The organism is Streptomyces caatingaensis, assembly GCF_001187435.1.
GTDB classification, from domain to species: domain Bacteria; phylum Actinomycetota; class Actinomycetes; order Streptomycetales; family Streptomycetaceae; genus Streptomyces; species Streptomyces caatingaensis.
The window spans coordinates 1,225,282-1,247,863 of sequence record NZ_LFXA01000002.1 but is presented as its reverse complement, the minus strand read 5'-3'; the positions used below and the strand labels follow the sequence as shown (position 1 = coordinate 1,247,863).

General features: G+C 73.3%; 22 protein-coding genes. 8 read left to right on the top strand and 14 right to left on the bottom strand.

What is annotated here, in order from left to right; translation table 11 throughout:
* Positions 1-203 precede the first annotated feature (203 nt).
* Complete coding sequence (locus AC230_RS06195; RefSeq protein WP_049714860.1) at positions 204-722, top strand: GNAT family N-acetyltransferase; 519 nt, start codon at positions 204-206, stop codon at positions 720-722.
* Between the two features lie 117 nt (positions 723-839).
* Complete coding sequence (locus AC230_RS06190; protein ID WP_049714859.1) at positions 840-1,034, top strand: DUF2795 domain-containing protein; 195 nt, start codon at positions 840-842, stop codon at positions 1,032-1,034.
* Between the two features lie 72 nt (positions 1,035-1,106).
* Here the strand turns inward: AC230_RS06190 and AC230_RS06185 are convergent, their stop codons facing one another.
* The 11 genes from AC230_RS06185 to AC230_RS06140 all read right to left on the bottom strand — a co-directional run bounded on the left by AC230_RS06185 (position 1,107) and on the right by AC230_RS06140 (position 12,600).
* Positions 1,107-1,685, bottom strand: a complete 579-nt coding sequence (locus AC230_RS06185) for a sugar O-acetyltransferase (protein WP_049714858.1) — start codon at positions 1,683-1,685, stop codon at positions 1,107-1,109.
* Positions 1,686-1,815: 130 nt separating this feature from the next.
* Complete coding sequence (locus AC230_RS06180) at positions 1,816-3,261, bottom strand: glyceraldehyde-3-phosphate dehydrogenase (RefSeq protein ID WP_049714857.1); 1,446 nt, start codon at positions 3,259-3,261, stop codon at positions 1,816-1,818.
* A 512-nt stretch (positions 3,262-3,773) separates the two neighbouring features.
* Complete coding sequence (locus tag AC230_RS06175; RefSeq protein WP_049714856.1) at positions 3,774-4,496, bottom strand: tRNA-dependent cyclodipeptide synthase; 723 nt, start codon at positions 4,494-4,496, stop codon at positions 3,774-3,776.
* Positions 4,497-4,530: 34 nt separating this feature from the next.
* A complete protein-coding gene (locus AC230_RS06170) occupies positions 4,531-4,857 on the bottom strand; it encodes a DUF6092 family protein (RefSeq protein WP_049714855.1) in 327 nt (108 codons plus the stop codon).
* Positions 4,817-5,380 carry a nitroreductase family protein gene (locus tag AC230_RS06165; RefSeq protein ID WP_241833094.1) on the bottom strand — a complete coding sequence of 188 codons (564 nt, stop codon included), beginning with the start codon at positions 5,378-5,380 and terminating at the stop codon, positions 4,817-4,819. Before AC230_RS06165 ends, AC230_RS06170 begins: the two co-directional genes overlap by 41 nt.
* A gap of 408 nt (positions 5,381-5,788) precedes the next feature.
* Entirely contained in the window at positions 5,789-7,072 is a 1,284-nt protein-coding gene (locus tag AC230_RS06160; RefSeq protein WP_049714854.1) for an APC family permease, read from the bottom strand.
* A 159-nt stretch (positions 7,073-7,231) separates the two neighbouring features.
* On the bottom strand, positions 7,232-8,335 hold the full coding sequence (locus tag AC230_RS06155) for a methyltransferase (RefSeq protein ID WP_078870980.1): 1,104 nt from the start codon (positions 8,333-8,335) through the stop codon (positions 7,232-7,234).
* Positions 8,336-8,404: 69 nt separating this feature from the next.
* Positions 8,405-9,184, bottom strand: a complete 780-nt coding sequence (locus tag AC230_RS34245) for an asparagine synthase-related protein (protein ID WP_078870979.1) — start codon at positions 9,182-9,184, stop codon at positions 8,405-8,407.
* Positions 9,181-10,047 carry an asparagine synthetase B family protein gene (locus tag AC230_RS34240; RefSeq protein WP_078870978.1) on the bottom strand — a complete coding sequence of 289 codons (867 nt, stop codon included), beginning with the start codon at positions 10,045-10,047 and terminating at the stop codon, positions 9,181-9,183. Before AC230_RS34240 ends, AC230_RS34245 begins: the two co-directional genes overlap by 4 nt.
* Entirely contained in the window at positions 9,975-11,678 is a 1,704-nt protein-coding gene (locus AC230_RS06145; RefSeq protein WP_049714853.1) for an MFS transporter, read from the bottom strand. Before AC230_RS06145 ends, AC230_RS34240 begins: the two co-directional genes overlap by 73 nt.
* 160 nt (positions 11,679-11,838) lie before the next feature.
* Positions 11,839-12,600, bottom strand: a complete 762-nt coding sequence (locus tag AC230_RS06140) for a TetR/AcrR family transcriptional regulator (protein WP_049714852.1) — start codon at positions 12,598-12,600, stop codon at positions 11,839-11,841.
* A 358-nt stretch (positions 12,601-12,958) separates the two neighbouring features.
* Here AC230_RS06140 and AC230_RS06135 point away from each other — a divergent pair, with 358 nt between their 5' ends.
* From AC230_RS06135 to AC230_RS06115, 5 genes are all read left to right on the top strand, one after another.
* Complete coding sequence (locus AC230_RS06135; RefSeq protein WP_241833093.1) at positions 12,959-13,426, top strand: pyridoxamine 5'-phosphate oxidase family protein; 468 nt, start codon at positions 12,959-12,961, stop codon at positions 13,424-13,426.
* A gap of 115 nt (positions 13,427-13,541) precedes the next feature.
* Positions 13,542-16,610, top strand: coding sequence for an amino acid adenylation domain-containing protein (locus tag AC230_RS06130; protein ID WP_049714850.1), 3,069 nt, complete (start codon positions 13,542-13,544; stop codon positions 16,608-16,610).
* Positions 16,607-17,818 carry a cytochrome P450 family protein gene (locus AC230_RS06125; protein ID WP_049714849.1) on the top strand — a complete coding sequence of 404 codons (1,212 nt, stop codon included), beginning with the start codon at positions 16,607-16,609 and terminating at the stop codon, positions 17,816-17,818. Before AC230_RS06130 ends, AC230_RS06125 begins: the two co-directional genes overlap by 4 nt.
* Positions 17,819-17,880: 62 nt before the next feature.
* Positions 17,881-19,110, top strand: coding sequence for a cytochrome P450 (locus tag AC230_RS06120; RefSeq protein ID WP_049715079.1), 1,230 nt, complete (start codon positions 17,881-17,883; stop codon positions 19,108-19,110).
* A 156-nt stretch (positions 19,111-19,266) separates the two neighbouring features.
* Positions 19,267-20,055 carry an alpha/beta fold hydrolase gene (locus AC230_RS06115; protein ID WP_049714848.1) on the top strand — a complete coding sequence of 263 codons (789 nt, stop codon included), beginning with the start codon at positions 19,267-19,269 and terminating at the stop codon, positions 20,053-20,055.
* Positions 20,056-20,060: 5 nt separating this feature from the next.
* On the opposite strand, the gene AC230_RS06110 is transcribed toward AC230_RS06115, so the two are convergent.
* From AC230_RS06110 to AC230_RS06100, 3 genes are read right to left on the bottom strand one after another with little or no spacing between them, the layout of a single operon-like run.
* Positions 20,061-20,687 carry a nucleoside deaminase gene (locus AC230_RS06110; protein ID WP_049714847.1) on the bottom strand — a complete coding sequence of 209 codons (627 nt, stop codon included), beginning with the start codon at positions 20,685-20,687 and terminating at the stop codon, positions 20,061-20,063.
* A gap of 32 nt (positions 20,688-20,719) precedes the next feature.
* Positions 20,720-21,049, bottom strand: a complete 330-nt coding sequence (locus AC230_RS06105; RefSeq protein ID WP_049714846.1) for a branched-chain amino acid transporter permease — start codon at positions 21,047-21,049, stop codon at positions 20,720-20,722.
* Entirely contained in the window at positions 21,042-21,791 is a 750-nt protein-coding gene (locus AC230_RS06100; protein ID WP_049714845.1) for an AzlC family ABC transporter permease, read from the bottom strand. Before AC230_RS06100 ends, AC230_RS06105 begins: the two co-directional genes overlap by 8 nt.
* A 79-nt stretch (positions 21,792-21,870) precedes the next feature.
* On the opposite strand from AC230_RS06100, the gene AC230_RS06095 reads away from it, so the two are divergent.
* Positions 21,871-22,311, top strand: a complete 441-nt coding sequence (locus AC230_RS06095) for an Lrp/AsnC family transcriptional regulator (RefSeq protein WP_049714844.1) — start codon at positions 21,871-21,873, stop codon at positions 22,309-22,311.
* Positions 22,312-22,582: the final 271 nt, after the last annotated feature.

The window sequence follows — 22,582 nt, the reverse complement described above, 5'->3', positions numbered from 1 at the left end:
GCGAGGCGGCCATTCGGCCGACGGCCGGCGCGGCCCCCGTGTTACGTTCGAGCGGTGCGCGGCGCGGTGCCCGGACCGCCCCACGCCCCGGCGACGGGACGACGGGCGACGGTCCGACCCAGCCCCTCGCCCCGTCGGGGTGTGAGCCCGTGGAGCGCCCTTCCTCACCCGTGACCCGCCAAGGAACGGATCTTCGTCCCGTCATGCGTACCCCCGCCGATCAGTGGATCACCCGCCCCGAGACCAGTGCCGACATCCCCGCGGTCCGCGAGGTCGAACTCGCCGCGTTCGAGACGTCGTTGGAGGCCGACCTGGTCGACGCGCTGCGTGCCGATCCGGCCTGGATCGACGGTCTGTCCGTCGTCAGCGTCGACGGGCGCGGCACCGTCGTCGGCCACGCCCTGCTGACCCGCTGCCACATCGACGACACCCCGGCCCTGTGTCTGGCGCCGGTCGCCGTGCGGCCCGGCCGGCAGCGGAGCGGCGCCGGGTCGGCCGCCGTCCGCGCCGCGCTCGCGGCGGCGGGGGACCGGGGCGAGCGCTTCGTCGTCGTCCTCGGGCATCCGGCGTACTACCCGCGCTTCGGCTTCCGCCGCGCCTCGCCGCACGGGATCGGCGTGCCCTTCGAGGTGCCGGACGAGGCGCTGATGGCGCTCGCCCTGGACCCGGACCACCCGCTGCCGTCCGGCACCGTCCGCTACGCGGCTCCCTTCGGGATCTGACCCGGGGCTTCGGGGTCCGGCGCGGGCCGGCGATTGTCCGGACCGCCGGGGGGTACTCGGCGGGCGCCGCGCCGGAGCACCGGCGGCGGAATCCACGCTCCGTGCCAGGAGGTTCCCATGGCCACGAACGACCCCACCGAGTACCAGAAGGCGCTCAAGGGCGCGCCGTACCCCGCCGACCGGGAGAAACTCGTCCAGGTCGCCCGGAAGAACAAGGCCGACCGGGACGTGGTGGACAAGATCTCCCACATCCCGGACAAGCAGTACGAGACGCCCGCCGACGTCCAGAAGGCGGTCTTCGGCTCGGACTGAGGCCGCCCGCGCCGGCCCCGGCCGCCCGCGCGGCGCCGCCGGGGTCCGGGCACGGGCGCGGATCCCGGCGGCTCAACGCGCCGCCGGGTCGCGGCCGTCGAGGGTCCGGACGACCCGTGCCGGGTTGCCGACCGCCAGGACGCCGGGCGGCAGGTCGCAGGTGACGACGGACCCGGCGCCCACGACCGTCTCCGCGCCGATGGTCACCCCGGGGCAGACGATCACTCCTCCGCCCAGCCAGACGTTGTCGCCGACCGTCACCGGCAGGGCCCGTTCCCAGCCCGCCCGCCGGCGTTCGGGGTCCAGCGGGTGCGTGGGGGTGAGCAGTTGGACGTTGGGGCCGATCTGGACGTCCGCGCCCAGGGTGATGGGGGCGGCGTCGAGGAAGACCGCGCCGAAGTTGACGAACGTCCCCGCGCCGACGCTGATGTGGTAGCCGAAGTCGCAGTGGAACGGGGCGCGGATCCGCACCCCTTCGCCCACGGAGCCCAGGAGCCGGGCCAGCAGCGCGTGGCGCTCCGCGGGGCCGGCCGCGGAGGCGGCGTTGTACGCGGCGCACAGCTCGGCGCGGCGCACGCTGTCGGCGGCGAGCTCGGGGTCGTCGGGCACGTACCAATCCCCGGCCAGCATGCGGTCCTTGTTCACTCCCACGGTGGCTGGTCCCTTCCTCGCGTGGTCTCCTGCGGCCGGTCGGTCCGCCCGGCCGCGGGAGATCATGGATCGGCCCCGCGTGCCGCCCGGGACGGGAGAGATCCCCGTCACAGGCGGCACGCGGCCGGGATCAGGCCAGCGGCGCCGGGTAGGTCGGGTACTCCACCCCGGAGACGTGCTGGACGACCCGGATGACCTGGCAGGAGTAGCCGAACTCGTTGTCGTACCAGAGGTAGAGGATGGCGTTGTCGCCCTCGACCTTGGTGGCTCCGGCGTCGACGGTCGAGGCGTGGCGCGAGCCGATGAAGTCGCTGGAGACCGCGTCGGGGGCGCTGATGAAGTCGATCTGGCGCTTGAGCGGCGAGGTCAGCGAGACGTTGCGGAGGTAGTCGAGGACGTCCTCGCGGGTGGTCTCGCGGGCCAGCTGGAGGTTGAGGATGGCGATCGAGACGTCCGGCACGGGAACGCGGATCGAGCTGCCGGTGATCTTCGCCTTGAGGTCGGGCAGCGCCTTCGCGACGGCGGAGGCGGCACCGGTCTCGGTGATGACCATGTTGAGCGGGGCCGAGCGGCCGCGGCGCTCGGACTTGTGGTAATTGTCCAGCAGGTTCTGGTCGTTGGTGAACGAGTGGACGGTCTCCACGTGGCCGCGCAGCACCCCGTACTCGTCGGCCATGGCCTTCAGCGGCGGGACGATCGCGTTGGTGGTGCAGGAGGCGCAGGACAGGATCCGCTCGTCCGGCTTGATGGTGTCGTGGTTGACCCCGTGGACGATGTTGGGGACGTCGCCCTTGCCCGGCGCGGTGAGGACGACCTTGTCGATGCCGGGGCGCAGGTGCTGGGACAGGCCCTCGCGGTCGCGCCACTTGCCGGTGTTGTCGATGAGGATGGCGTCCTTGATGCCGTACGCCGTGTAGTCGACCTCGGAGGGATCGTCGGCGTAGATCACCTTGATCTCGTTGCCGTTGGCGGTGATCGTGCCGTTGGCCTCGTCGACGGTGATCGTGCCCTGGAACTGGCCGTGGATGGAGTCGCGGCGCAGCAGGGAGGCGCGCTTGACGATGTCCTGGTCACCGCCCCCGCGGACGACGATGGCGCGCAGCCGCAGCCCGTTGCCGGAGCCGGACTTCTCGATGAGGAGGCGGGCGACGAGGCGGCCGATGCGGCCGAAGCCGTAGAGGACGACATCGCGCCCGGCACCGCGTTCGATCTTGTTGGCACCGGTGGCGCCGGCGACGGCCCGGGCGGTGAACTCCTCCACGGTCAGGCCGTCGGCGTGGGTGCGGTAGGTCGCGGCGAGCATGCCGATGTCGATCTGGGACGGGCCGAGGTCGAGCGTGGTGAGGGCCTGCAGGAAGGGCAGGGTCTCGGTGACCGAGAGCTCCTCGCCGGCGATCTGGCGCGCGAACCGGTGGGTCTTGAGGATGCTGACGACCGACTTGTTCACCAGGGAGCGGCTGTGGACCAGGACGGTGACGTCCCGCTCCCGGTGCAGCTTCCCGATGACCGGGATCATCGACTCCGCAATTTCCTCGCGGTTCTTCCAGTTGGTGAACGTGTCCTCGTTGACAGTCACAGGGGTATCTCTTTCGAGCTAGGCGGCGCTCACATGCTAACCCCATGTGCTTTTGAACCTTCGGGTGGTGTGACGGGAGTGACACGCGTCGGGGCGCGGGGATGCGCCCGGGTCCGCGGCCCGCCGGGGCGTCCGGCTCAATTCCCGTGTGCGTGCGGCGCCTTGGCGATAGCGTGGACGGTGCGCCGCTTCCACGGCACCGCCGTCCGGCACCGAAGCCCCCGGGGCACCGGGCTCCGGGACTGCCGAGCAACCTCTGGACGGTGATGTGTGATGCAGCGCGTGAGGGAAGGGTTACGCCGCGTTCTCGACGGGATCGAGCGGCGCCACCGGGCGCTGGAGCTGCTGGTCGCCGTGGCCATGCTGGTCACGGCCTGGCGGGCGCGGTGAGGCCGGACCCGGTGTGGTGTTGACACACCGGGGCCGGCCGATCCCCGGGGGCCCCGTGCCGGTGCGGCGCGGGGCCTTCTCCCAACGGGCCGCGCGCGGCGGGACGTTGGGATGCGGGGGTACTAGAATATGTGCATGCCGACGGCCCGTTCCACCGGGCGGACCACGACGAACCCCTGGCCGGGGGCGGCGCGGAAGCCCCGCGGGTCGCCCGCGAGGTATGCGGAGACCGGCGTGCTCATGTGGTACAGGACGACGGACTCGGCGACGCCGAAGATGGCCGGGCAGTCGGTGAACAGGGGCGCTTCGGCCTGCACATAGGCGAGGCCCGCCCGCAGGTGGGCGTCGGTGACGGCGCCGCCGCGGTGGGCGAGGATCTCCCGCACCATCGCCTCGCAGGTGGCGGCGAACTCCGCGTCCTCCGCGAAGGCGCGGTCCGTCCGCTGCCGGACGGCCCGGTAGGCGGGCAGGTCCAGGAGGTCGGACAGGGCCCGTACGCGGAAGCGCCCGTCCTGCGGCTCCAGCCGCTCCAGGGACCGCTTGATCCTCCGCCGGACGTCGCGGAGGGTCGCCTTCACCGATTTCGCGGCGCTCTCCGGCGTGCGGCTGTCGGCGAGGAGCATGGTGTCCAGGGCGGTGTCGACATAGACGACGTCGATCCGTTCGTAATGGCGTTCCGCCCATTCGAGCAGCGCGGTGAGCCGGCCCTGATTGAAATAGCTGTTTCCGGCGCTTATTCCTATGAGGGCGTGTTCCGCGCGCTGCCAGATGCGCCGGCAGTTCTCGCCGAGCGGCTCGCCGCGCATCTCGATCGCGGGGGCCTCCGTCAACGCGTGCGGCGGCATAAGGTTTTCTCCTCTGGGGGGTTCATGGATCCGCTCAGGAGGACGGGGCGGACGCCGCGTTCTTCAGCGAGTCCGCCATCTTGAGGCAGAGTTCGTCGAGGACGGCGGCGATGTCCGTGTCGCCGCCCATGGGCGCGAACATGACGCCGTCCAGGCGCTCGCGCACCTCGGTGAGCCCGGGCGAGCTGCCGCCGGCCCGTTCGAGGATCTCCAGCGTCCGGCGGGCGGCGTCCGCGCAGCGGAAGGCCCCGTAGTCCGAGGGCTCGTTGAGCAGTCCCCGGCCGCTGCTCAGCAGGTACGCGGCGAGCAGCGCGATGTCCTCATGCAGCCGGTTCTGCGGTACGGTTTCCCCAGACTTCATAGCTGATCACCTCGTTCTTGTCGCGGCGGTCGGAGGGCGTGGGCGGCTGCGCGGCGCGCCCGACGGGCACGAGCAGCACGGGTTCGAGGGCCTCCGGCAGGCCGAGCAGGTGGCGCAGCACCTCCTCGCGGAAGCTGCTCACGGGGCAGCCGCCGAAGCCGAGGGCGTGGGCGGAGAGGAGCAGGTTCTCCACGGCCATGGCCACGCAGAGCTTCGAGGTCTCGTAGATCTTCCGGGAGATCTCACCGGTGAGGCCGGCCGTCAACCGCCGGTCGACACAGGCGACGACGACGAAGGAGGGCGTTCCGATGATGCCGGGGGAAAAGGCCCTGAGGAGCCGCACGTTCGCCGGGTCGCGCACCACGACGAACGACCACGCCTGTTTGTTGGAGGCGGTGGGTGCGGCGAGCATGCACTCCAGCATCCGGTCGACGAGTGCGTCGTCGATGGTTTCCGGGGCGTAATTGCGGAGGACGGTCCGGGTGCGGATGACGTTCAGCACGTCGGCTTGCGTTTCCGGCAAGGGACTCTTTGGCATCACTTCCCTTTCTCTTGCCTCTCTGGGCAACAAGCGCCACTTGTGTATCGCACGGATCCGAACGGACTCAAGGGGTGACGGCGACAAGATCGCCGTTCGGCGCACGGAACCGACCGTTCGTCAGGGAGGGCGAGGAATGGCCGAACACCCGCTATTGGCAGGCGCCTTCAGCGCCTCGCGATCCCGGCGTCCGGCGCTCTCCCCGGCCGGTCGCGCGCCGGCGTGGTGGCGTTCAGAGCGGAACGGATTTGTCCAGACGGCCTTTTCGGTCACCGCGGTGCGGCCGCCCTGCCGTCAACCGGCTCCGGAATGAGGCGATTCGCACCGCCTCGCACCGCTTCCCGTCCCGGAATGTGGGATTGATGACGTCCGGCCCGGCGGGGGCCGTTCCGCCTACGGCGTCGACCGGGCCGCGAGCAGCCGCCGCGCCCCGTAGACGGCGGCACCGGCGGCCAGGGCCACCGTGCCCCACAGCACCGAGGCGGCCGGCAGGGCGAAGGCGAGGGCCGCGCAGCCCGCCAGGCCGGCCAGGGGGACGACGCGGGGCGGCCGGCCCTCGGCGGGGGCGAGGGTGAGCGCGCAGACGTTGGCGAGGGCGTAGTAGACCAGCACCCCGAAGGACGAGAAGCCGATCGCGCCGCGCACGTCCGCCGTCGCGGCGAGCGCGGCCACCACCGCGCCGACCGCCCACCCGGCCCGGTGCGGCACCCCGTGGGCGGGGTGGACGGCCGCCAGCGGGTGCGGCAGGTGCCGGTCGCGGGCCATGGCGAAGACGGTGCGGGAGACGCCCAGGAGCAGGGCGAGCAGCGAGCCGAGCGCCGCGACGGCGGCCCCGGCGCGTACGGCGGGCACGAGCCCGGCCGCTCCGGCGGCCCGGACGGCGTCCGCCAACGGCGCCCGCGCGGCCGCCAGTTGCCCGGCGTCCAGCACCATGAGCACGGCGACGGCCACGAGGCCGTAGACGGCCAGGGCGATGCCCAGCGCGAGGGCCACGGCGCGGGGGACGGTGCGGGCCGGGTCGCGGACCTCCTCGCCGAGGGTGGCGATGCGGGCGTACCCGGCGAAGGCGAAGAACAGCAGGCCGGCCGCCTGGAGCACCCCGCCGAACGTGGCGTCCGCCGCGACGTCCGGCCGGCCGGCGCGGGCGGCCGGCGACACGAGGGCCGCGCCCACCACCGCCAGCAGCACGGCCAGGACGAGGCCCAGGATCACCCGGGTGAGCAGGACGGACCGGCGCAGCCCGACGTGGTTCACGCCGGTCAGCGCCAGGACGGCGCCGACCGCGACCGCGTGCGCCCCGCCCGGCAGGACGTACGCCCCGGCGGTGAGCGCCATCGCGGCACAGGAGGCCGTCTTCCCCGCCACGAACCCCCACCCGGCGAGGTGGCCCCAGAAGTCCCCCAGCCGCTCACGGCCGTAGGCATAGGTGCCGCCCGACGCCGGGTGACGGGCCGCGAGCCGGGCCGAGGAGGTGGCGTTGCAGTAGGCGACCACCGCCGCGAGCGCCAGCGCGGGCAGCAGCCCGGCCCCGGCCGCCCGCGCCGCCGGCCCGAACGCGGCGAAGACCCCCGCGCCGATCATCGATCCCAGCCCGACGACCACCGCGTCCGCCGGCCCCAGCCCGCGGCGCAGCCCGTCCCCGTCCCGGGGACCGGCGGCGGGTGACGGCCCGTTCATGGCGCGGCTCCTTCGGCGGCGCGGTCGCAGGCGGCGCGGTTCGGCCCGGGGGACGGCTCCGGTGCGGCCGGCCGTCGCGACCCGCCGCCGTCGAGGTGGTCCGGCCGAGGGCCGCCGTGGCGACGCGTGCCCCGCCATACTGCCCCGGCGGGCCGCGGGTCACACCGGGCGGCACTCCAGGACGGTCCAGGGCGAGCCCTTCCGGGCGGGTGCGCTCACCAGCTCGAAACCGGCCCGGGAGGTCAGCTCCCGCCATTCGGCGGCCGTTCGCTCACCGCCGCCGGTCAGCACGAGCAGGTCCAGGTCGACCAGCTTGCTGTAGTCCCACTTGTTCGGCTGGTGGCTGACGACCTTCTCGCAGATGAGGAGCCTCGGATCGGCCCGTGTGCCGATGGCCTCCCGGACACGTTCCAGGAGGTGCGCGGCGCGGTCGTCGTCGTAGGCGTTGAGCACGGCATTGAGCATGTAGGCGTCGCAGCCGGCCGGCACCGCCTCGAAGTAGTCACCGGCGACCAGGTCCACCCGGTCCTCGACACCGTACTGGTCCAGCAGCGCGGGCGCGTGATCCAGTACGCTCTGCCGCTCGAACAGCAGGCCGGTCATGTGCCGGTGCCGGGAGAGCACTTCCCCGAGGAAGTGTCCCCGCCCGCCTCCGATGTCGGCGATGCGCGAGAAGCGGCCGAGATCGGTGGTGGCGAGCAGATCGCCCGCGTTGATCACCAGCCGGCTGCGCTGCAGCATGCAGCGGTCGAACAGCTCGCCCGCCGCCGGGTGTTCGTCGAAGTACGCGTACAGCGACGTGCCGAAAGCGTGGTCGAAGGCGGGTTCGCCGGTACGGACGCTGTGCAGCAGGGCCGCGAAGCCGGTGGTGAAGATCTCACCGGTGTTGAAGAGTGTCATGTCGCGCAGGCCGAAGCCGGACGGTGCGAGCGATTCGGCCTCGGGTGTGAGCACATAACGGCCGTCGGGCAGTTCGGCGAAGACCTCGATCGCCGTGGCGGCCCTCAGCACACGGCGCAGAACACGCTCCTGCGTGCCGGTCGCCTCGGCGAGTTCCCGTGCCGTCCTGGGGCGTTCATGGATCAGGCCGGCGATGTCGAGTTCGGCCACGACGTTCAGGACGGCGACGATCCTGACTCCGTAGAGGAGGAACAACAGGCGGTCGAATGCGGGAAGTTCGGCGTTCCTGGACACCCACTCCCAGAAGCCGGAGGGGGCGGGCCGGTTGTCGTCCTCGTGGTCGGGGGGCACATGGGCGGGCATGGGACGTACTCCTCCCTGTTCGATCACATTCCGGTGCGGGTTACGGGTTTTCGGGGAGGCCCCCGGCGGTCAGAAGGTGAGCCGTACGCCGTAGTGACGCAGCCAGCCGTCAAGCGACAGAACGGTCTCCATATCTGTGCGGGTGATCCAGTCCTCGGGGGTGCCGCCGGGCCGGTCGAGGAGCGCACGCACCGCCGCCCGGTCGAGGAGCGGGGCGATCGGTGCGTCGCGCCGGGCGGCGAGTTCCCTCAGCTCCTCGGCCAGCGCCTTCTGGTAGGAGGGCTCGACGGTGACTGGGAACGGGCTCTTGCGGCGTTGCACGACGGACGGGGGCAGGAGGTCCGCGGTGGCCGCGCGCAGCAGGCTCTTCTCGTGTCCGTCGAAGAACTTCAGGGCGGCGGGGACGTTGAAGACGTACTCGACGAGGCGGGTGTCGGTGTACGGCATTCTCAGCTGCAGCCCGACGGCAGCCGCCATCCGTTCGCTGTGCGCGAGCTGGCTCTCCACCCATCGGGTGAGCTGCACGTAGGCGTGCTGACGGGACCGGCGCTCGCCGGCCGGGAGGCGGGCGGGCAGGGCGAGTTCCCGGCGGGCCTCGCGGTGACGGTCCGCGGCATAGGCGGTCACGTCGAGCCGGGCGAGCAGACCGGGGTCGAGGAGGCCGCAGCCCAGTGCCTGGCGGGCACCGTGGCGGCGGGCGAGGGCCACCCACGGCAGGATGTCGCCGTCGCTCCTCCCGTCGTCGGTGAAGACGTTGCCGCCGAACACGGAGTCCGCCGTCTCGCCGGAGAGCACGATCCCCGTTCGCCGCCGCACGGCGCGGCAGAGCAGGTAAAGGGATGTGTTCATGTCCCCGAAGGTGCTGGGGAGGTCGCGGGCCCGCAGCGAGGCGAGCCGTACGACCGGGTCGAGCAGCTGGGGGTGTCCAGGACGACCGTGGTGTGTTCGGCTCCCGCCCGTTCGGCCACGTCGTGGACGAATCGGGTGTCGGGCGCGGGGCGGACGGGGTTGGGGCGGAAGTAGCGGTCGTAGTCGCTGAAGGTCACCGTGTAGGTGCGCTGTGGGCGCCGGGAGTCGAGGCCGGCGGCGAGGCAGACCATGGCGCTGGAGTCCAAGCCTCCGGAGAGCAGGGAGCTCACCGGTCCGGGGTGGCCGGTCTGGTCGCGGACGGCCGCGGTGAGGAGTTCACGGACGGTGGAGACCGTGGCCGCCCGGTCGTCCGTGTGGTCGCGGTACTCCAGCCGCCAGTACTGCCGGGCACGCGTGCCCGTCCGGTCGACGCGCACCACCGAACCGGCCCGCACCTTGCGGATGCCCCGGTAGACGGCATGTTCGGGGCTGCCGGCGTACGTGAGGATTTCGAGCATTCCCTCGGCGTCGACCTCGGCCGGTACGGCTCCGGTGGCCAGGATGGCCTTGCTCTCGGAGCCGAAGAGCACGCCGCCGTCGACCGGCGCATAGTAGAGCGGCGTGAGGCCCATTCTGTCGCGGCCGAGCAGCAGTTCCTCGGCGCGGGCGTCCCAGACGGCGAAGGCGAAGGAGCCCTGAAGACGTTCGACGAAGGCGGCGCCCCACTCCAGGTAGGCGTGGAGGGCGAGCCGGGACTGGCTCTCCTGTACCGGCCGGTGGCCCCGCGCGGCTAGTTGCGGGAGTGGCGCGGCAGCGACCAGGCCAGGAGGAAGGTGAGACCGAAGAGGCCGGTCTCGATCCACAGGGTCCGCTCGGCGGCGGTGCTGAACGCCGTCGCCCGCGCCCGCTCGCCGGCGGCGGTCACCGCCCGGCCCGTCTGTGCGGCGTCCTGCGGCGTGGGTGCGGCGGTCCGGAGGGTGCGGGTGAGCCGGAGGCAGCTGGGCGGGGCGGTTCCCTGGTGCTTGTCGGTCGCCCGGTCGTGGCTGCAAGCGGTGAAGTCCCTGACGACGGCGTCCTGTTGGGCGGCCGGCACGCGGGAGGCCGCGAGTGCCGTGCGGACCTGGCCCGCGGCGTCGGTGGCGGCGGGGCTCGCCTGCTGGCCGATGAAGGTGAAGAAGAGGGTGGCGAGGACCGCGACGCCCACCGTGTTGCCGACCTGGTTGACGGCGTTGAGGGTTCCGGAGCCGGAGCCGATCTCGTGATCGGCGACCCCGGCGAGAATGATGTCGAAGAGCGGGGCGAGCACCAGGCCCATGCCCAGGCCCGCCACCGTCAGCGACGGGACCAGTTCCATGGAGGTGACGTCGGGTCCGTAATGGCGGATCGTCAGGGCGGTGGCCGCGACGCTCAGGGCCATGAGCAACGCCCCGGTGTGCAGGATCCGGCGACCGAAACGGGGGCCCAGCACGGCGCCGGCGGCGCCGCCGCCGAGGGCGCTTCCCAGGGCCCAGGCACCGATGGTGAGTCCGGTGCGCAGTGTCGAGAAGCCGAGACCGATCTGCAGGTAGAGGGCGAAGACGAGGAAGAAGGAGGCCATGCCCGCGAAGAAGACGACGGTGACGAACAGCCCGGCCAGGTAGGTGCGGTTGCGGAAGAGGCTGGTCTCGACGAGCGGCGAGCCGCCCGCCCGGTCCTTGCGCCGCTCGTACGCGCCGGCCAGGACAAAGACGGGCACCGAGGCGGCCGCGCACACGAAGGTCCAGAGCGGCCAGCCGTGTTCGCGGCCCTCGATCAGCGGGGCGATGAGCATCAGCAGCGCGGTCACGACCAGGATCACGCCCACCAGGTCGAGGCGGAGCGGCCTCGGGGACCTGGACTCGCGGAGGGTCGGCCCCGCGAGGAGGAACGCGGCCAGGCCGAACGGGACGTTCACGAAGAAGATGGGCCGCCAGCCCAGGCCGAAGAGGTCGCCCTGAGTGATCAGGCCGCCGAGCACCGGCCCGCCCACGGAGGCGAGCCCCATCACCGGCCCGTACAGGGACAGGGCGATGACCTGTTCCCGGCGGGGGAACATGTCCCGGATCACGCCCAGCACCTGGGGAACCATCACGGCGGCGCAGGCGCCCTGGAGCACGCGGCTGCCGATGAGCATCCCGCTGCTGGTGGAGAGCCCGCAGAGGGCGGAGGCGACGGTGAAGCCGAGCACTCCGGTCATGAACATCCGCTTGCGGCCGTGGATGTCGCCCAGCCGGCCCCCGGTGATGAGGATCGCCGCGAAGGCCAGCGTGTAGCCCGCCGCGACCCACTGGAGTGCCGAGTACCCGGTGTGCAGGTCCCGTTGGATCGAGGGCGTCGCGACGTTGACGATCGACCCGTCGAGCAGATTCATGAACGAGGCCGCCATCACGACGATCAGGGCGCGCCAGCGGCGTGGGTCGGCGGATGCGTCCGGCGGTCCGGACTTCCGGGACGAGGTCTGGTCGAGAGCGGACATCCCCTTGCCTCCATGACGGAACTGAACAACGTTCGCTACTGAACGGCGTTCACTCAACATACTGCATTCACCGGGAAGCGGGCAGGGCGCCGGAAGATCCGGGCACGGAAAAGCCCCACGGCGTGTGGGCCGTGGGGCTTCGTCAACGGGCGGGCAGGCGTCAGCCGGACGGGTTCCCCTCGTCGCGACCGGCCATCGCGCGGAGCCCGCCGACCAGGACGTCGAGGCCGAATTCGAAGCGCTCACCCGGAGAGGAGTCGTCGAACATGGGCCCGGCGAGCGCGGCCAGGTGGGGGAAGCGGTCGGCCGGCAGGGCACCCAGATACTCGCGGGCCTGGACCAGCCGCTCCGCGGCCGGCGGCTTGCGCCGGTTCTCCTCCGCCCACACCGCGGCCTCATGGACGGACAACTTCACATAGCCGGAGACCAGGTCGGCGGCGTACGCCGCGGTGCGCCCCGGCAGGCCGCCGGCCGTGAGGATCGCGAGCAACCGCTCCAGCACCACGACCGCGTTGGGCCCCGACGGAACCTGCCCGAAGGACATGCGCGCCACCGCCGGGTAGCGGCTCAGCAGCTCCCGCGTGGCCCGGGCGAACTCCTTGACCTGCTCGGTCCAGCGCGCCGGATCGGGCTGCGGCAGCCTCAGCTCGGCCATGACCCGGTCGAGGGTGAGCTGCACCAGCTCGTCCTTGTTCTGCACATGGACGTAGAGCGCGCCGGGACTGGCGCCGAGCCGCTCCGCCACCCGTCGCATGGTGAGCCTCTCGGGCCCTTCCTCTCCGATCAGCTCCAAGGCGGCCCCGACCACGGCGTCCTGACTCAGGGGCACCCGCGCGGGCCGCGGTGCCCGTCCGGGCCGCAGCCACGGCGGTGCCGGCACGCCGGAGGCTTCGCCGGCGGCGGGGATACGACGGTCGTCCATGATGTCCGATCCTACTGGCCCGCCCCTCGGGGCCGATGACTGCGAGCAGGCCCCCGTAAGCACGGCGTCACCACCGCCGCAAGTAGTGATCATTGGCCATGCCGGAACGCTCCCCGGCGGCACCGCCCGGCCCGTCCCGCGGAAGCCTTCCACTCCTGCTCAACTCGCGGTAACCCGCACCCCCGCCACCTGCGGAACCCACCCCTCCCCACACCCCAACTCGGCTCAAAACATGGGTTTGTTGGGCATTCCGTCGGGGAGTGATGCGTCGTTTCCAAGATTTTTCACGACGGAGACGCGACCGCAACAGAGCGCGTCCCGCTCCACCGGAACAGGAGATCACCGCATGCTGCCCGCCATGCCCCACGACGCACGGGAAGAGTTCCTCGCCGCCCCACGGGTCGGCGTCCTCGGGGTCACCGACCCCCGGGGCGGTGACCGGGCGCCCCTGGTCGTGCCCGTCTGGTACGGATACGAGCCCGGGGGCGAGATCGTCGTCGAGACCGGACGGGAGACGATCAAGGCACAACTGCTGCGCGCGGCGGGCAGGTTCAGCCTCTGTGTGCAGGACGAGCGGCGGCCCTACCGGTTCGTCAGCGTCGAGGGGCCGGTCACGGCGGTGGAGGACCCGATCGACCCGGCCGTCCGCGAGGCCCTCGCGCACCGCTACCTGGACCCCGAGGAGGCACGCGACTACCTCGCGGGGACCGCCGGCCAGCTCAAGGACGACATCGCCTTCCGCATGCGCCCGCAGCGCTGGCGGAGCGCCGACTTCGGCGCGTTCGCGGCCGGTTTCGAGGGGGCCGCCGGGGCCGACGCCGGCTGACCGCGGCCGCACCGCGCCCGGACCCCCGCGGCCGCGCGCCGCACGAGCACGCCGCACCAGCACGCCGCACGCAGCAAGGCCGCACGCCGCAACGCAGCACGAGCGAGAAGGACCGATGACCGACACCGACGTTTCGTCACGCCCGTTCCCCCGCCCCGCCCCCACCCCCGCGACGCCCGCGCCCGCCCGCTGGCCCCGGGACCGGCGCCTGCCCGAGCTGTTCGCCGAGCGGGCCGCCGAGCGGCCGGAAGCGCCGGCGGCCCGGCACCGCGGGCGCACCCTCACCTACGGGCAACTCGACGCCCGCTCCGACGCCTTGGCGGCCCGTCTGCTCGACCGCGGCGTCGAGCCGGGCGACCTGGTCGGCGTCTGCGGCGGCCGTTCGCTCGAGGCGCTGGTGGCCCTGCTGGGCATCCTCAAGGCGGGCTGCGCCTATGTGCCGCTCGACGCGGACCTGCCGCCCGCCCGGCTGCGGGCGATGGCCGAGGACGCCGGGCTGCGGGCCGCCGTCACGCTGCCGGGCAGCGAACGCCCCGTGCGCGGACTGCGCGTGAGCATCGCGCTCGACGACACCGCGGCCGCCCCCGCCGCACCGCGGCCGGTCACCGGGTCCGCCACCGACCGCGCCTACGTCGTCTTCACCTCCGGCACGACCGGCCGCCCCAAGCCGGTGGCGATACCGCACCGCGGCGTCGTGCGCCTCGTCCTCTCCGAGCCCGAACTGCCGCCGCCCGGGCCGGGCGACCGGATCCTGCACGCCTACGGGCTGTCGTCCGACGCCTCGACGATAGAGATCTGGGGCGCGCTGCTCACCGGCGCCTGCCTGGTCCTGGCCGACCGCGAGGAGCTGCTGTCGCCCACCGCGCTGGAGAAACTGCTGCGCGAGGAGGACGTGACGGTCGCGTACCTGACGACGAGCGTCTTCCACCTCGTCGCCCGTACCCGTCCCGAGGCGCTGTCCGGGCTGCGGTTCGTCTCGGCCGGCGGCGAGGCGATGGACCCGCGGCTGGCGAACGCGGTCCTCGCGGCCTGCCCGGACACCACCGTCGTCAACTTCTACGGCCCGACCGAGAACGCGGTGGTCTCCACCGCCCACGTGCTGCGCCCGCTGCCCGAGGACGCCGGACACGTCCCGCTCGGCCGCCCGTTCGGCGCCTCCACCTGCCATGTCCTGCGCGCCGACGGGTCGTCGGCCGCGCCCGGCGAGGAGGGCGAACTGTACGTCGGCGGGGACGGCCTGGCGCTGGGGTACCTCGGCGACCCGGGGCTGACCGCGGAGCGGTTCGTGTCCCTGCCGGCGGTCGAGCCGGACGGGCGGCTCTACCGCACCGGCGACCGCGCGGTCCTCACCGCCGACGGCCTGCTGGAGTACCGCGGCCGGCTGGACCGCCAGGTCAAGCTGCGCGGCGCCCGCGTCGAACTCGACGAGGTCGAGGCCCGGTTGCGGGCCCACCCGGAGGTCGGCGAGGCCGTCGTGGAGACCGACGGCGGCGCGCTCACCGCGTACGTCACCGCCGCCGCGCCCGGCCGTCCCCTGCCGCTGCCGGAGCTGCGCGCCTACTGCGCCCGGTGGCTGCCGCCGCAGGCCGTGCCGGTGCTCGTGCCGCTGGAGAGCTTCCCGGTGACCAGCGGCGGCAAGGTGGACCGCGCCCGGCTGCGGCCCGCCGCCCCGGAGCGCGGCGGGGAGGAGGTGCGGCCGCAGGGCCTGCCGGGCCTCCTCGCCGAGGTCTGGCAGCAGGTGCTGCGCGTCCGCCCCGAGCCCCGCGACGACTTCTTCCACCTGGGCGGCGACTCCCTGCTCGCCTCCGAGGCCGTCACCCGCACCCTCGCCGTCCTCGGCCTGGACGCGTCCCTGGGCTCCGGTCTGATCCGGTCGCTGCTGGCCGACCCCACCCTGGAGGGCTTCACGGAGGCCGTGCGCGCGGCGCGCGGCGGCTCCGCCGGGGCGGCCGGGCCGACGGCCGACTTCGCCAAGGAGGCCGAGCTCGGCTTCGACCTGCCGCCCGCCGAGGGCCCCGCGCCGCGCCCCCGGGACCCGCGGGAGATCCTGCTCACGGGCGCCTCCGGATTCGTCGGCGCCTTCCTGCTCGACCGGCTGCTCGCCTCGACGACGGCGCGCGTCCACTGCCCCGTACGCGCCGCGAACCGGGCCCACGCCGAACGGCGGGTGCGCACCGCGCTCGCCCGCTACGGGCTCCACCCGGACGAGGCGGCGTGGCGGCGGGTGGAGTGCTTCCCCGGCGACCTGACCGAGGCCGGGCTGGGTCTCGCGGCCGGGCACGCGGAGGAGCTGTCCCGCACCCTCGACCTCGTCCTCCACAACGGCGCCCGCGTCAACTTCCTCTACCCGTACGAGGAGTTGCGCGCGGCGAACGTGGACGGCACCCGCGAGGTGATCCGCATCGCGGCGCCGCGCCGCGTACCGGTGCACTTCGTGTCGACCGTCGCCGTCGTCGCCGGCTTCGGCGCCGCCGGGGTGCGGGAGGTGGACGAGGACCTGCCGCTGGCCCACGCCGACGGGCTGACCATGGGCTACGCGGAGAGCAAGTGGGTCGCGGAGGGCGTGCTGCGGCAGGCCGCCGAGCAGGGCCTGCCGGTGGCGGTGTACCGGCCGTACGAGGTGACGGGCGACCGGACGCACGGCGCGTCCAACACCGAGACGGCCATCTGCTCCCTGTTCAAGACCGTCGCCGAGACGGGCCTGGCCCCCGACATCGAACTGCCCATGGACTTCGTCCCGGTGGACCACCTCGCCGAGTGCGTCGTCCGCATCGCCACCCACGAGGAGGCCGACGGGCGCGTCTACCACCTCACCAACCCGCGTCCGGGCATGTTCTCGGACGTCCTGGACCGGATGCGCGCGGCGGGCTTCGCGCTGCGGACGATGCCGTACGGGGAGTGGGTCGGCGAGCTGGTGCGGCACGTCGCCGCGCATCCGACGAGCGCCACGGCGCCGTTCGTGTCGCTGTGCGTCGACCGCAGCCGCACGGCGGACATGTCCGTCAAGGAGATGTACCTCAAGGGCACCTTCCCCGTGCTGGGGCGGCGCAACGCGGAGGCGGCGCTGGCCGGCAGCGGGCTGGAGTGCCCGCCGGTGGACGCCGCCCTGCTCGACCGGTACCTGGAGTACTTCTTCGCCTCCGGCTACATCACCCGTCCCGCCTCCCCGGAGAAGAGCGCATGAGCGACGTCGAGACCGTCATCCCCGTGCCCGAGGTGGAGCCCGGCACGGCCGGCCCGCCCTGCGCCTACGCCCGGCTGCGCACCGAACAGCCCGTCGTCAAGGCCCAGTTGCCCAACGGCGAGACGGGCTGGCTGATCAGCCGGTACGCCGACGTGCGGGCCGCGTTCGCCGACCCGCGGCTGGAGCGGCCGCTGCTGTCGGCCTGGCCGCCGCGCGAGGGCGCGGACGCGCCGCCGCCGTGCCTGCCGACGTTCCTGGAGATGACCGGCGAGCACCACGAGCGCGTCCGCCGCACCGTCCTGCCGCTGTTCGGCCGCAAGCGGCTGGAGTTCATGGAGCCGCGGATCCGGGCCATGGCCGAGGAGCTGGTCGACGCCATGGTCGCGGGGGCGGAGGACGGCACGGCCGACCTCGTCGCCGGGTACGCCGAGCCGCTGCCGCTGCGGGTGCTGTGCGAGACCGTCGGACTGCCGCACGAGGACCGCGACGTCTACCTGCCGCACACGCTCGCCCTGCTCGGCGCCTCCGGGCTGACGATGGAGGAGGTGCTCGCCGCGCTGTACGCCCTGCAGGACTACGCGTCCGAGCTCATCTCCCGCAAGGAGCGGGAGGGGCACGGCGAGGACTACATCCACCTCCTGCTGGCCGAGAGCCGCCGCCCCGGCGCCGAACTGGCCCGCGACGACGTCGTCAGCTTCGTCGTCACCATGCTCATGGCCGGCTACAAGACCAACATCCAGCACACCGGCAACGCCCTGCTCGCGCTGCTCACCCACCCCGAGCAGCTGCGGCGGCTGCGGGACGAGCCGGCGGGGATCGGCACGGCGGTCGAGGAACTGCTGCGGTACGTCCCGCTCATGAACGCCATCAACATCCTCGTCGCCAAGGAGGACTTCACGCTGCACGGGCAGCGGATCCGGGCCGGCGACGCGGTCGTCCCGGTGCCGGCGTCCGCCAACCGCGACCCGGAGGCGTTCACCGATCCCGACCGCCTCGACCTGACCCGGTCGCCCAACGCCCACGTCGCCTTCGGGCACGGGCCGCACACCTGCACCGGCGGGCACCTGACCCGGCTGCAGCTCGCCACCGCGATCAGGGTGCTGCTGGAGCGGCTGCCGGACGTGCGGCTCGCGGTCCCGGCGGAGTCGATCCCGTGGGACGAGTCGACGCCGCTGCGCGCCCCCGCGACCCTGCCGGTCCGCTGGTGACCGGCCCGCTGACCCGCCCGGAAGAGACCGGAAGAGACCGGAAGAGAAAGGCCCCCCGGACCGTGACCGAGAACGCCACCGGAAACGCCGCTGAGAGCGCCACGCGTGAGCAGCCGCTCCCGCACTACCCGTTCAGCACCGACGGCGACCGGCTCGCCCCCGAGCTCGCCGAGCTGCGCGCCCGCTGCCCCGTCGCCCGCGTCAGCACCAACTCCGGCGGCGAGGCGTGGCTGGTCACCGGCTACGAGCTGACCCAGCACGTGCTGCGCGACCGGGCGTTCGCCCGCTCCGTCCTCGCCGACTCCGACAGCCCCGCGCAGGACGCCCCCATCCTGGCGCCCGAGCTGCTGGACGCCATGAACCACCTCCAGAAGGCCGGGCTGCGCGACGAGGTGCTCAGGGCCCTCGGCCGCAACCAGCCCGAACTGCCCGCCGACTGGGTCGCCGAGGCCACCCGGGAGGGCCTGGAGGCGATGGTCCGGGAGGGCGCGCCGGGCGACCTCCAGCACCACTTCGCCGAGTGGGTCGCGGCCAAGTGCATGTGCCGGCTGCTGGGCCTGCCCTTCGCGGACCGGGCGTGGCTCGCCCACCGGGCCGACGTCGACCTGACGATGGTCACGTACGCGCAGGAGGACCTCGCCCGCAACTGGGAGGAGATCCGCCTGTACATGGAGGAGCACATGGCCGCCCGCCGCCCCGGCGAGCCGCGCGGCCTGGCCGACCGCCTCGCGGACCTCAACGAGCGGCATCAGGGGCTCACCGTCCGCCAGTTGTCGAACATCCTCGCCGTCCTCTTCGTCAGCGGCTACGAGGACTTCGCGAGCTTCCTCGGGGTCGCGGCGTTCAACCTCCTCCAGAGGCCGGACGTGATGAGTGCGGTGCGGGCCCGTCCGGAGACGATGCCGCAGTGCGTGGAGGAACTGCTGCGGTGCAGTGTGGTGCTGGGCAACGCGATCCCGCGGTACGTGACGCGGGACGCGGAGCTCGGCGGCGCGTCCGTGAAGGAGGGCGACCTGGTCCTGCTGTCGCTGGACGCGGTCAACTTCGACCCGGCGGCGTTCGACGACCCCGAGTCCTTCGACCCGTCCCGCTCCCCCAACCCCCACCTGCGGTTCGGCTACGGCCGCCACCACTGCCCGGGCGCGCACCTCGTCCGCCGCCAGTCCGACACGGCCTTCCGCGTCCTGCTGGAGCGGCTGCCCGGCATCCGCCTGGCGGTGCCGCCGGAGGAGGTGCCGTGGCATCCGAACCGGATGGCGATCATGGCGGCGCGGGTGCCCGTCATGTGGTGACGCGTGCCCGGCCAGGGGCCCGGCCCGCCGGTCACGGCGGTCCGGGCGCCGGCCCGTGCGGCCGGGATCCACCGCCATGGAAGGATGTCAACGCTGCACCGCCTTCTTTTGGCTCCCCTCATGGGCGGGGGACGGGGCGCCTGGGAGAGGAGACCGATGACGTACGCCGTCTCACCGGACGGAACCCGCATCGCCTACCAACTCCGGGGCCAGGGGCCGCCGCTGGTCCTGCTGGCGGGCCAGGCCAACAACCACCACTGGTGGGACGCGGTCCGCGCCGACTTCCACGCCGCTCGCAGCACCCTCACGCTCGACTACCGCGGCACCGGCGACAGCGACAAGCCCGATGCGCCCTACAGCACCGAGCTGTTCGCCCAGGACGTCGTCGCCGTCCTCGACGAACTCGGCATCGACCGGGCCGACGTCTACGGGACGTCCATGGGCGGACGAGTGGCCCAGCAGATCGCGGCCCGTCACCCCCGCCGGGTGGGCGCCCTGGTCCTCGGCTGCACCTCGCCCGGCGGCCCGCACGGCGTCGAACGCGGCGACGACGTCCGCCGCGCCCTGGCGCAGCCCCGGCCCGGAGCCGCGCGGCGGGCCCTGCTGGAGCTGATGTACACCCCTGGGTGGCTCGCCTCCCATCCCGGCCCTTACCACACCCTCGGCGACCCGCGCATGCCCGCCCACGCCCGCCGCCGCCACCTCGCGGCCAGCGCGCGGCACGACGCCTGGGACCTCCTGCCGGGCATCGGCGCCCCCACCCTGGTCGTCCACGGAAGCGACGACCTGCTCAACCCCACCGCCAACGCCGCCCTGCTCGCCGGCCGCATCCCCGGCGCCCGGCTGCACCTGATCCCCCAGGGGCGGCACGCCTACTTCGAGGAGTGCCGCGCGCACGCCGGCCCCCTCGTCCTGGACTTCCTCACCTCCGCGCACCAGCCGTAGTTCTGCTACGGCGCGCCGTCCTGCGGAGCCGCGGAGGGGCGGTAGAGGGGATCGGTGAGGTCCGCCCGTACGCCGCGGGCCACCGCGGGCGGCGTGAACGGGGAGCGCCGGGTGATCTCGGTGAGGGGCAGGTCGATCTGCGGGACGCCGTACGCGACGAGTGCGGCGAGGGACGTGCCGTAGGCGACGGCCCGGACGCCGGTCCAGACGAGGGCTCCCGCGCACATCGCGCACGGCTCGGCGGTGCTGACGACCGCGCAGGAGGGGAGGCGGTGGCCCGCCGCGGCGGCCTCGCGGAGGAGGGTGAGTTCCGCGTGGGCGGTCATGTCCCCGTTGTGTTCGGTGGTGTTGCGGGCGCCGGCCAGCACGGCGCCGGTGGCCGCGTCCACCAGGACGGCGCCGAAGGGCCGGCGGGCCGGGCGGGCCCAGGCGACGGCGGCGGGCATGGCCCGCTCGACCGCGTCCTTCAGGCGGGCGGGCCAGTCGCCGGTCCACCGCGCCCCCTCGGCGGGCCGGGCGGGGGCGGATGGCGCGAGGGCCGCCAAGGCCGGGAGGGCCGGGAGGGGAGCGGCGGCGGCCGCGCGGAGGAAGTGGCGCCGGGGCGTGCCCGGGAGGTCCAGGGGGGAATCCATCCCCCCTGTATAGCCGCATGTCTGACGTCGCGTCAGGAGTGACTGAAGACGGTGCTCGCCAGGGCGACGTGGATGGCCGTGCCGCCCAGCACGCTCAGCACGGCGTTGCGCCGCCACAGGTGCAGGCCGAGGGTGGCGGCGAGGGCCAGGCCGACGGGCGCGGCGTCCGCGAGGGAGACGTTCCGGAGCGTGTAGACGGTGAGGATCACCATCACGCCGACGGGCATGTACACACTGAGGTAGCGGAGGGTCTCGCTCGCCCGCAGCGGCGCCAGCGCGGCGAAGGGCAGGGCGCGCAGTGCCCAGGTGACGAGGGCGCTGACGGCGACGGCGGCGGCGACGTATCCGGTGTGGTCAGGCACGGGCCGCCTCCTCCCCCATCCCCCTGGCGGCGAGGGCGCGGCGGGCCAGGAGCCCGGCCGTGAACAGGCCGAGCGCGACGAGCAGCATCTGTCCGGGCAGGAGGAAGCGGGCGGCCAGCGCGCAGACGAGGGCCAGCACCGGGGTGGGTATGTCGCGCTTGGCGAGGTACGCGTCGACGGCCAGGACGACGAACAGGGCGGTCAGGGCGAAGTCCAGCCCGGTGAGCCGGGCGGGCACGAGGGCCCCGCAGAGCGCGCCGAGGGTGGCGCCGACGACCCAGTAGACCTGGCACAGCGCCTGGAGCCACACGATCCGCCGGCCGCTCCAGGACTGCGCGGACTCCCCGGTGGTCAGGGCGTACGCCTCGTCCGTCATGGTGTAGGTGCTGTAGACCTTGCCGGCGCGGCTCCTGACCCGGTGCAGCGGGAAGGACAGGGCGTAGAAGACGTGCCGGAAGTTGACGAGGAAGGCCGTCAGCGCGACCTGCGCCAGCGGCGTGGCCGCGGTGATCAGGCCGACGAGGAGGAACTCCAGCGAGCCCGCGTACACGAACGCGGTGATCGCGGAGGCCCACCACCAGTCCAGTCCCGAGTGGACGACGAGCACGCCGAAGGCGATGCCCAGGGGGAACAGGGCGAGGCCCACGGAGCTGGAGTCCTTGAGGGCCGCCCGGACGTCGGACGGCGGCGGGGCGGGGGCGGTGGGAGGGCGGACTTCTGCCGCGGCTGACGGGGCGTTCATGCGGCAATTTTAGGATTTCCGGAGCGTAATATGGTTTCCGATCATTCTTGGAAAGCACCACGTTGGGCAATGAAATTACATGGACAGCATTGATCGGGAGATTCTGTTCCACCTGCGCCGGGACGGCCGTCTCACCAACGTCGAACTGGCCAAGCGCGTCGGCCTGACCCCGCCGCCGTGCCTGCGCCGGGTCAAGCGCCTGGAGGACGAGGGGATCATCACGGGCTACCGGGCCCGCATCAACCCGGCGGCGGCCGGGCGGGGTTTCGAGGTGATGGCCGAGGTGGAGATCGGCGTGAACGACCTCCAGACCGTCGAGGAGCTGGAGTCCGCGATCGCCTCGTACGACGAAGTCGTCGAGTTCCACCGCCTCTTCGGCCGCCCCGACTACTTCATCCGCGTCGCCGTCGAGGACCACGCCGCGTACGAGACGTTCCTGACCACCAAGCTGATCGCGCTGCGGGCGGTCACGCGGGTCGACTCGCACCTGGTGATGAAGAAGATCAAGACGGACGACTGAACCGCGAGCACCGCCGGCCCCGTCCGCTCGGCGGATGCGGGCCCTCCGTCCACGCGCGGCACCGTCGGTCGCCGACGACGTCTGCCTCCGGGGCGTCCTCCCCGTACCGCCCCCCCCGACGGGGCGGCCGTCCGCGTCGTCACCGGCGCCGCGGACGCCCGGGTACCGGACGGCACGATCGCGTACGAGATCCCGCTCCGCGCGGAGGAAGGGGCCGCGGCGGCCCCCGGCGACCGCACTGCGGGCGTCCGGTGGACCTCTCCGACCGGTG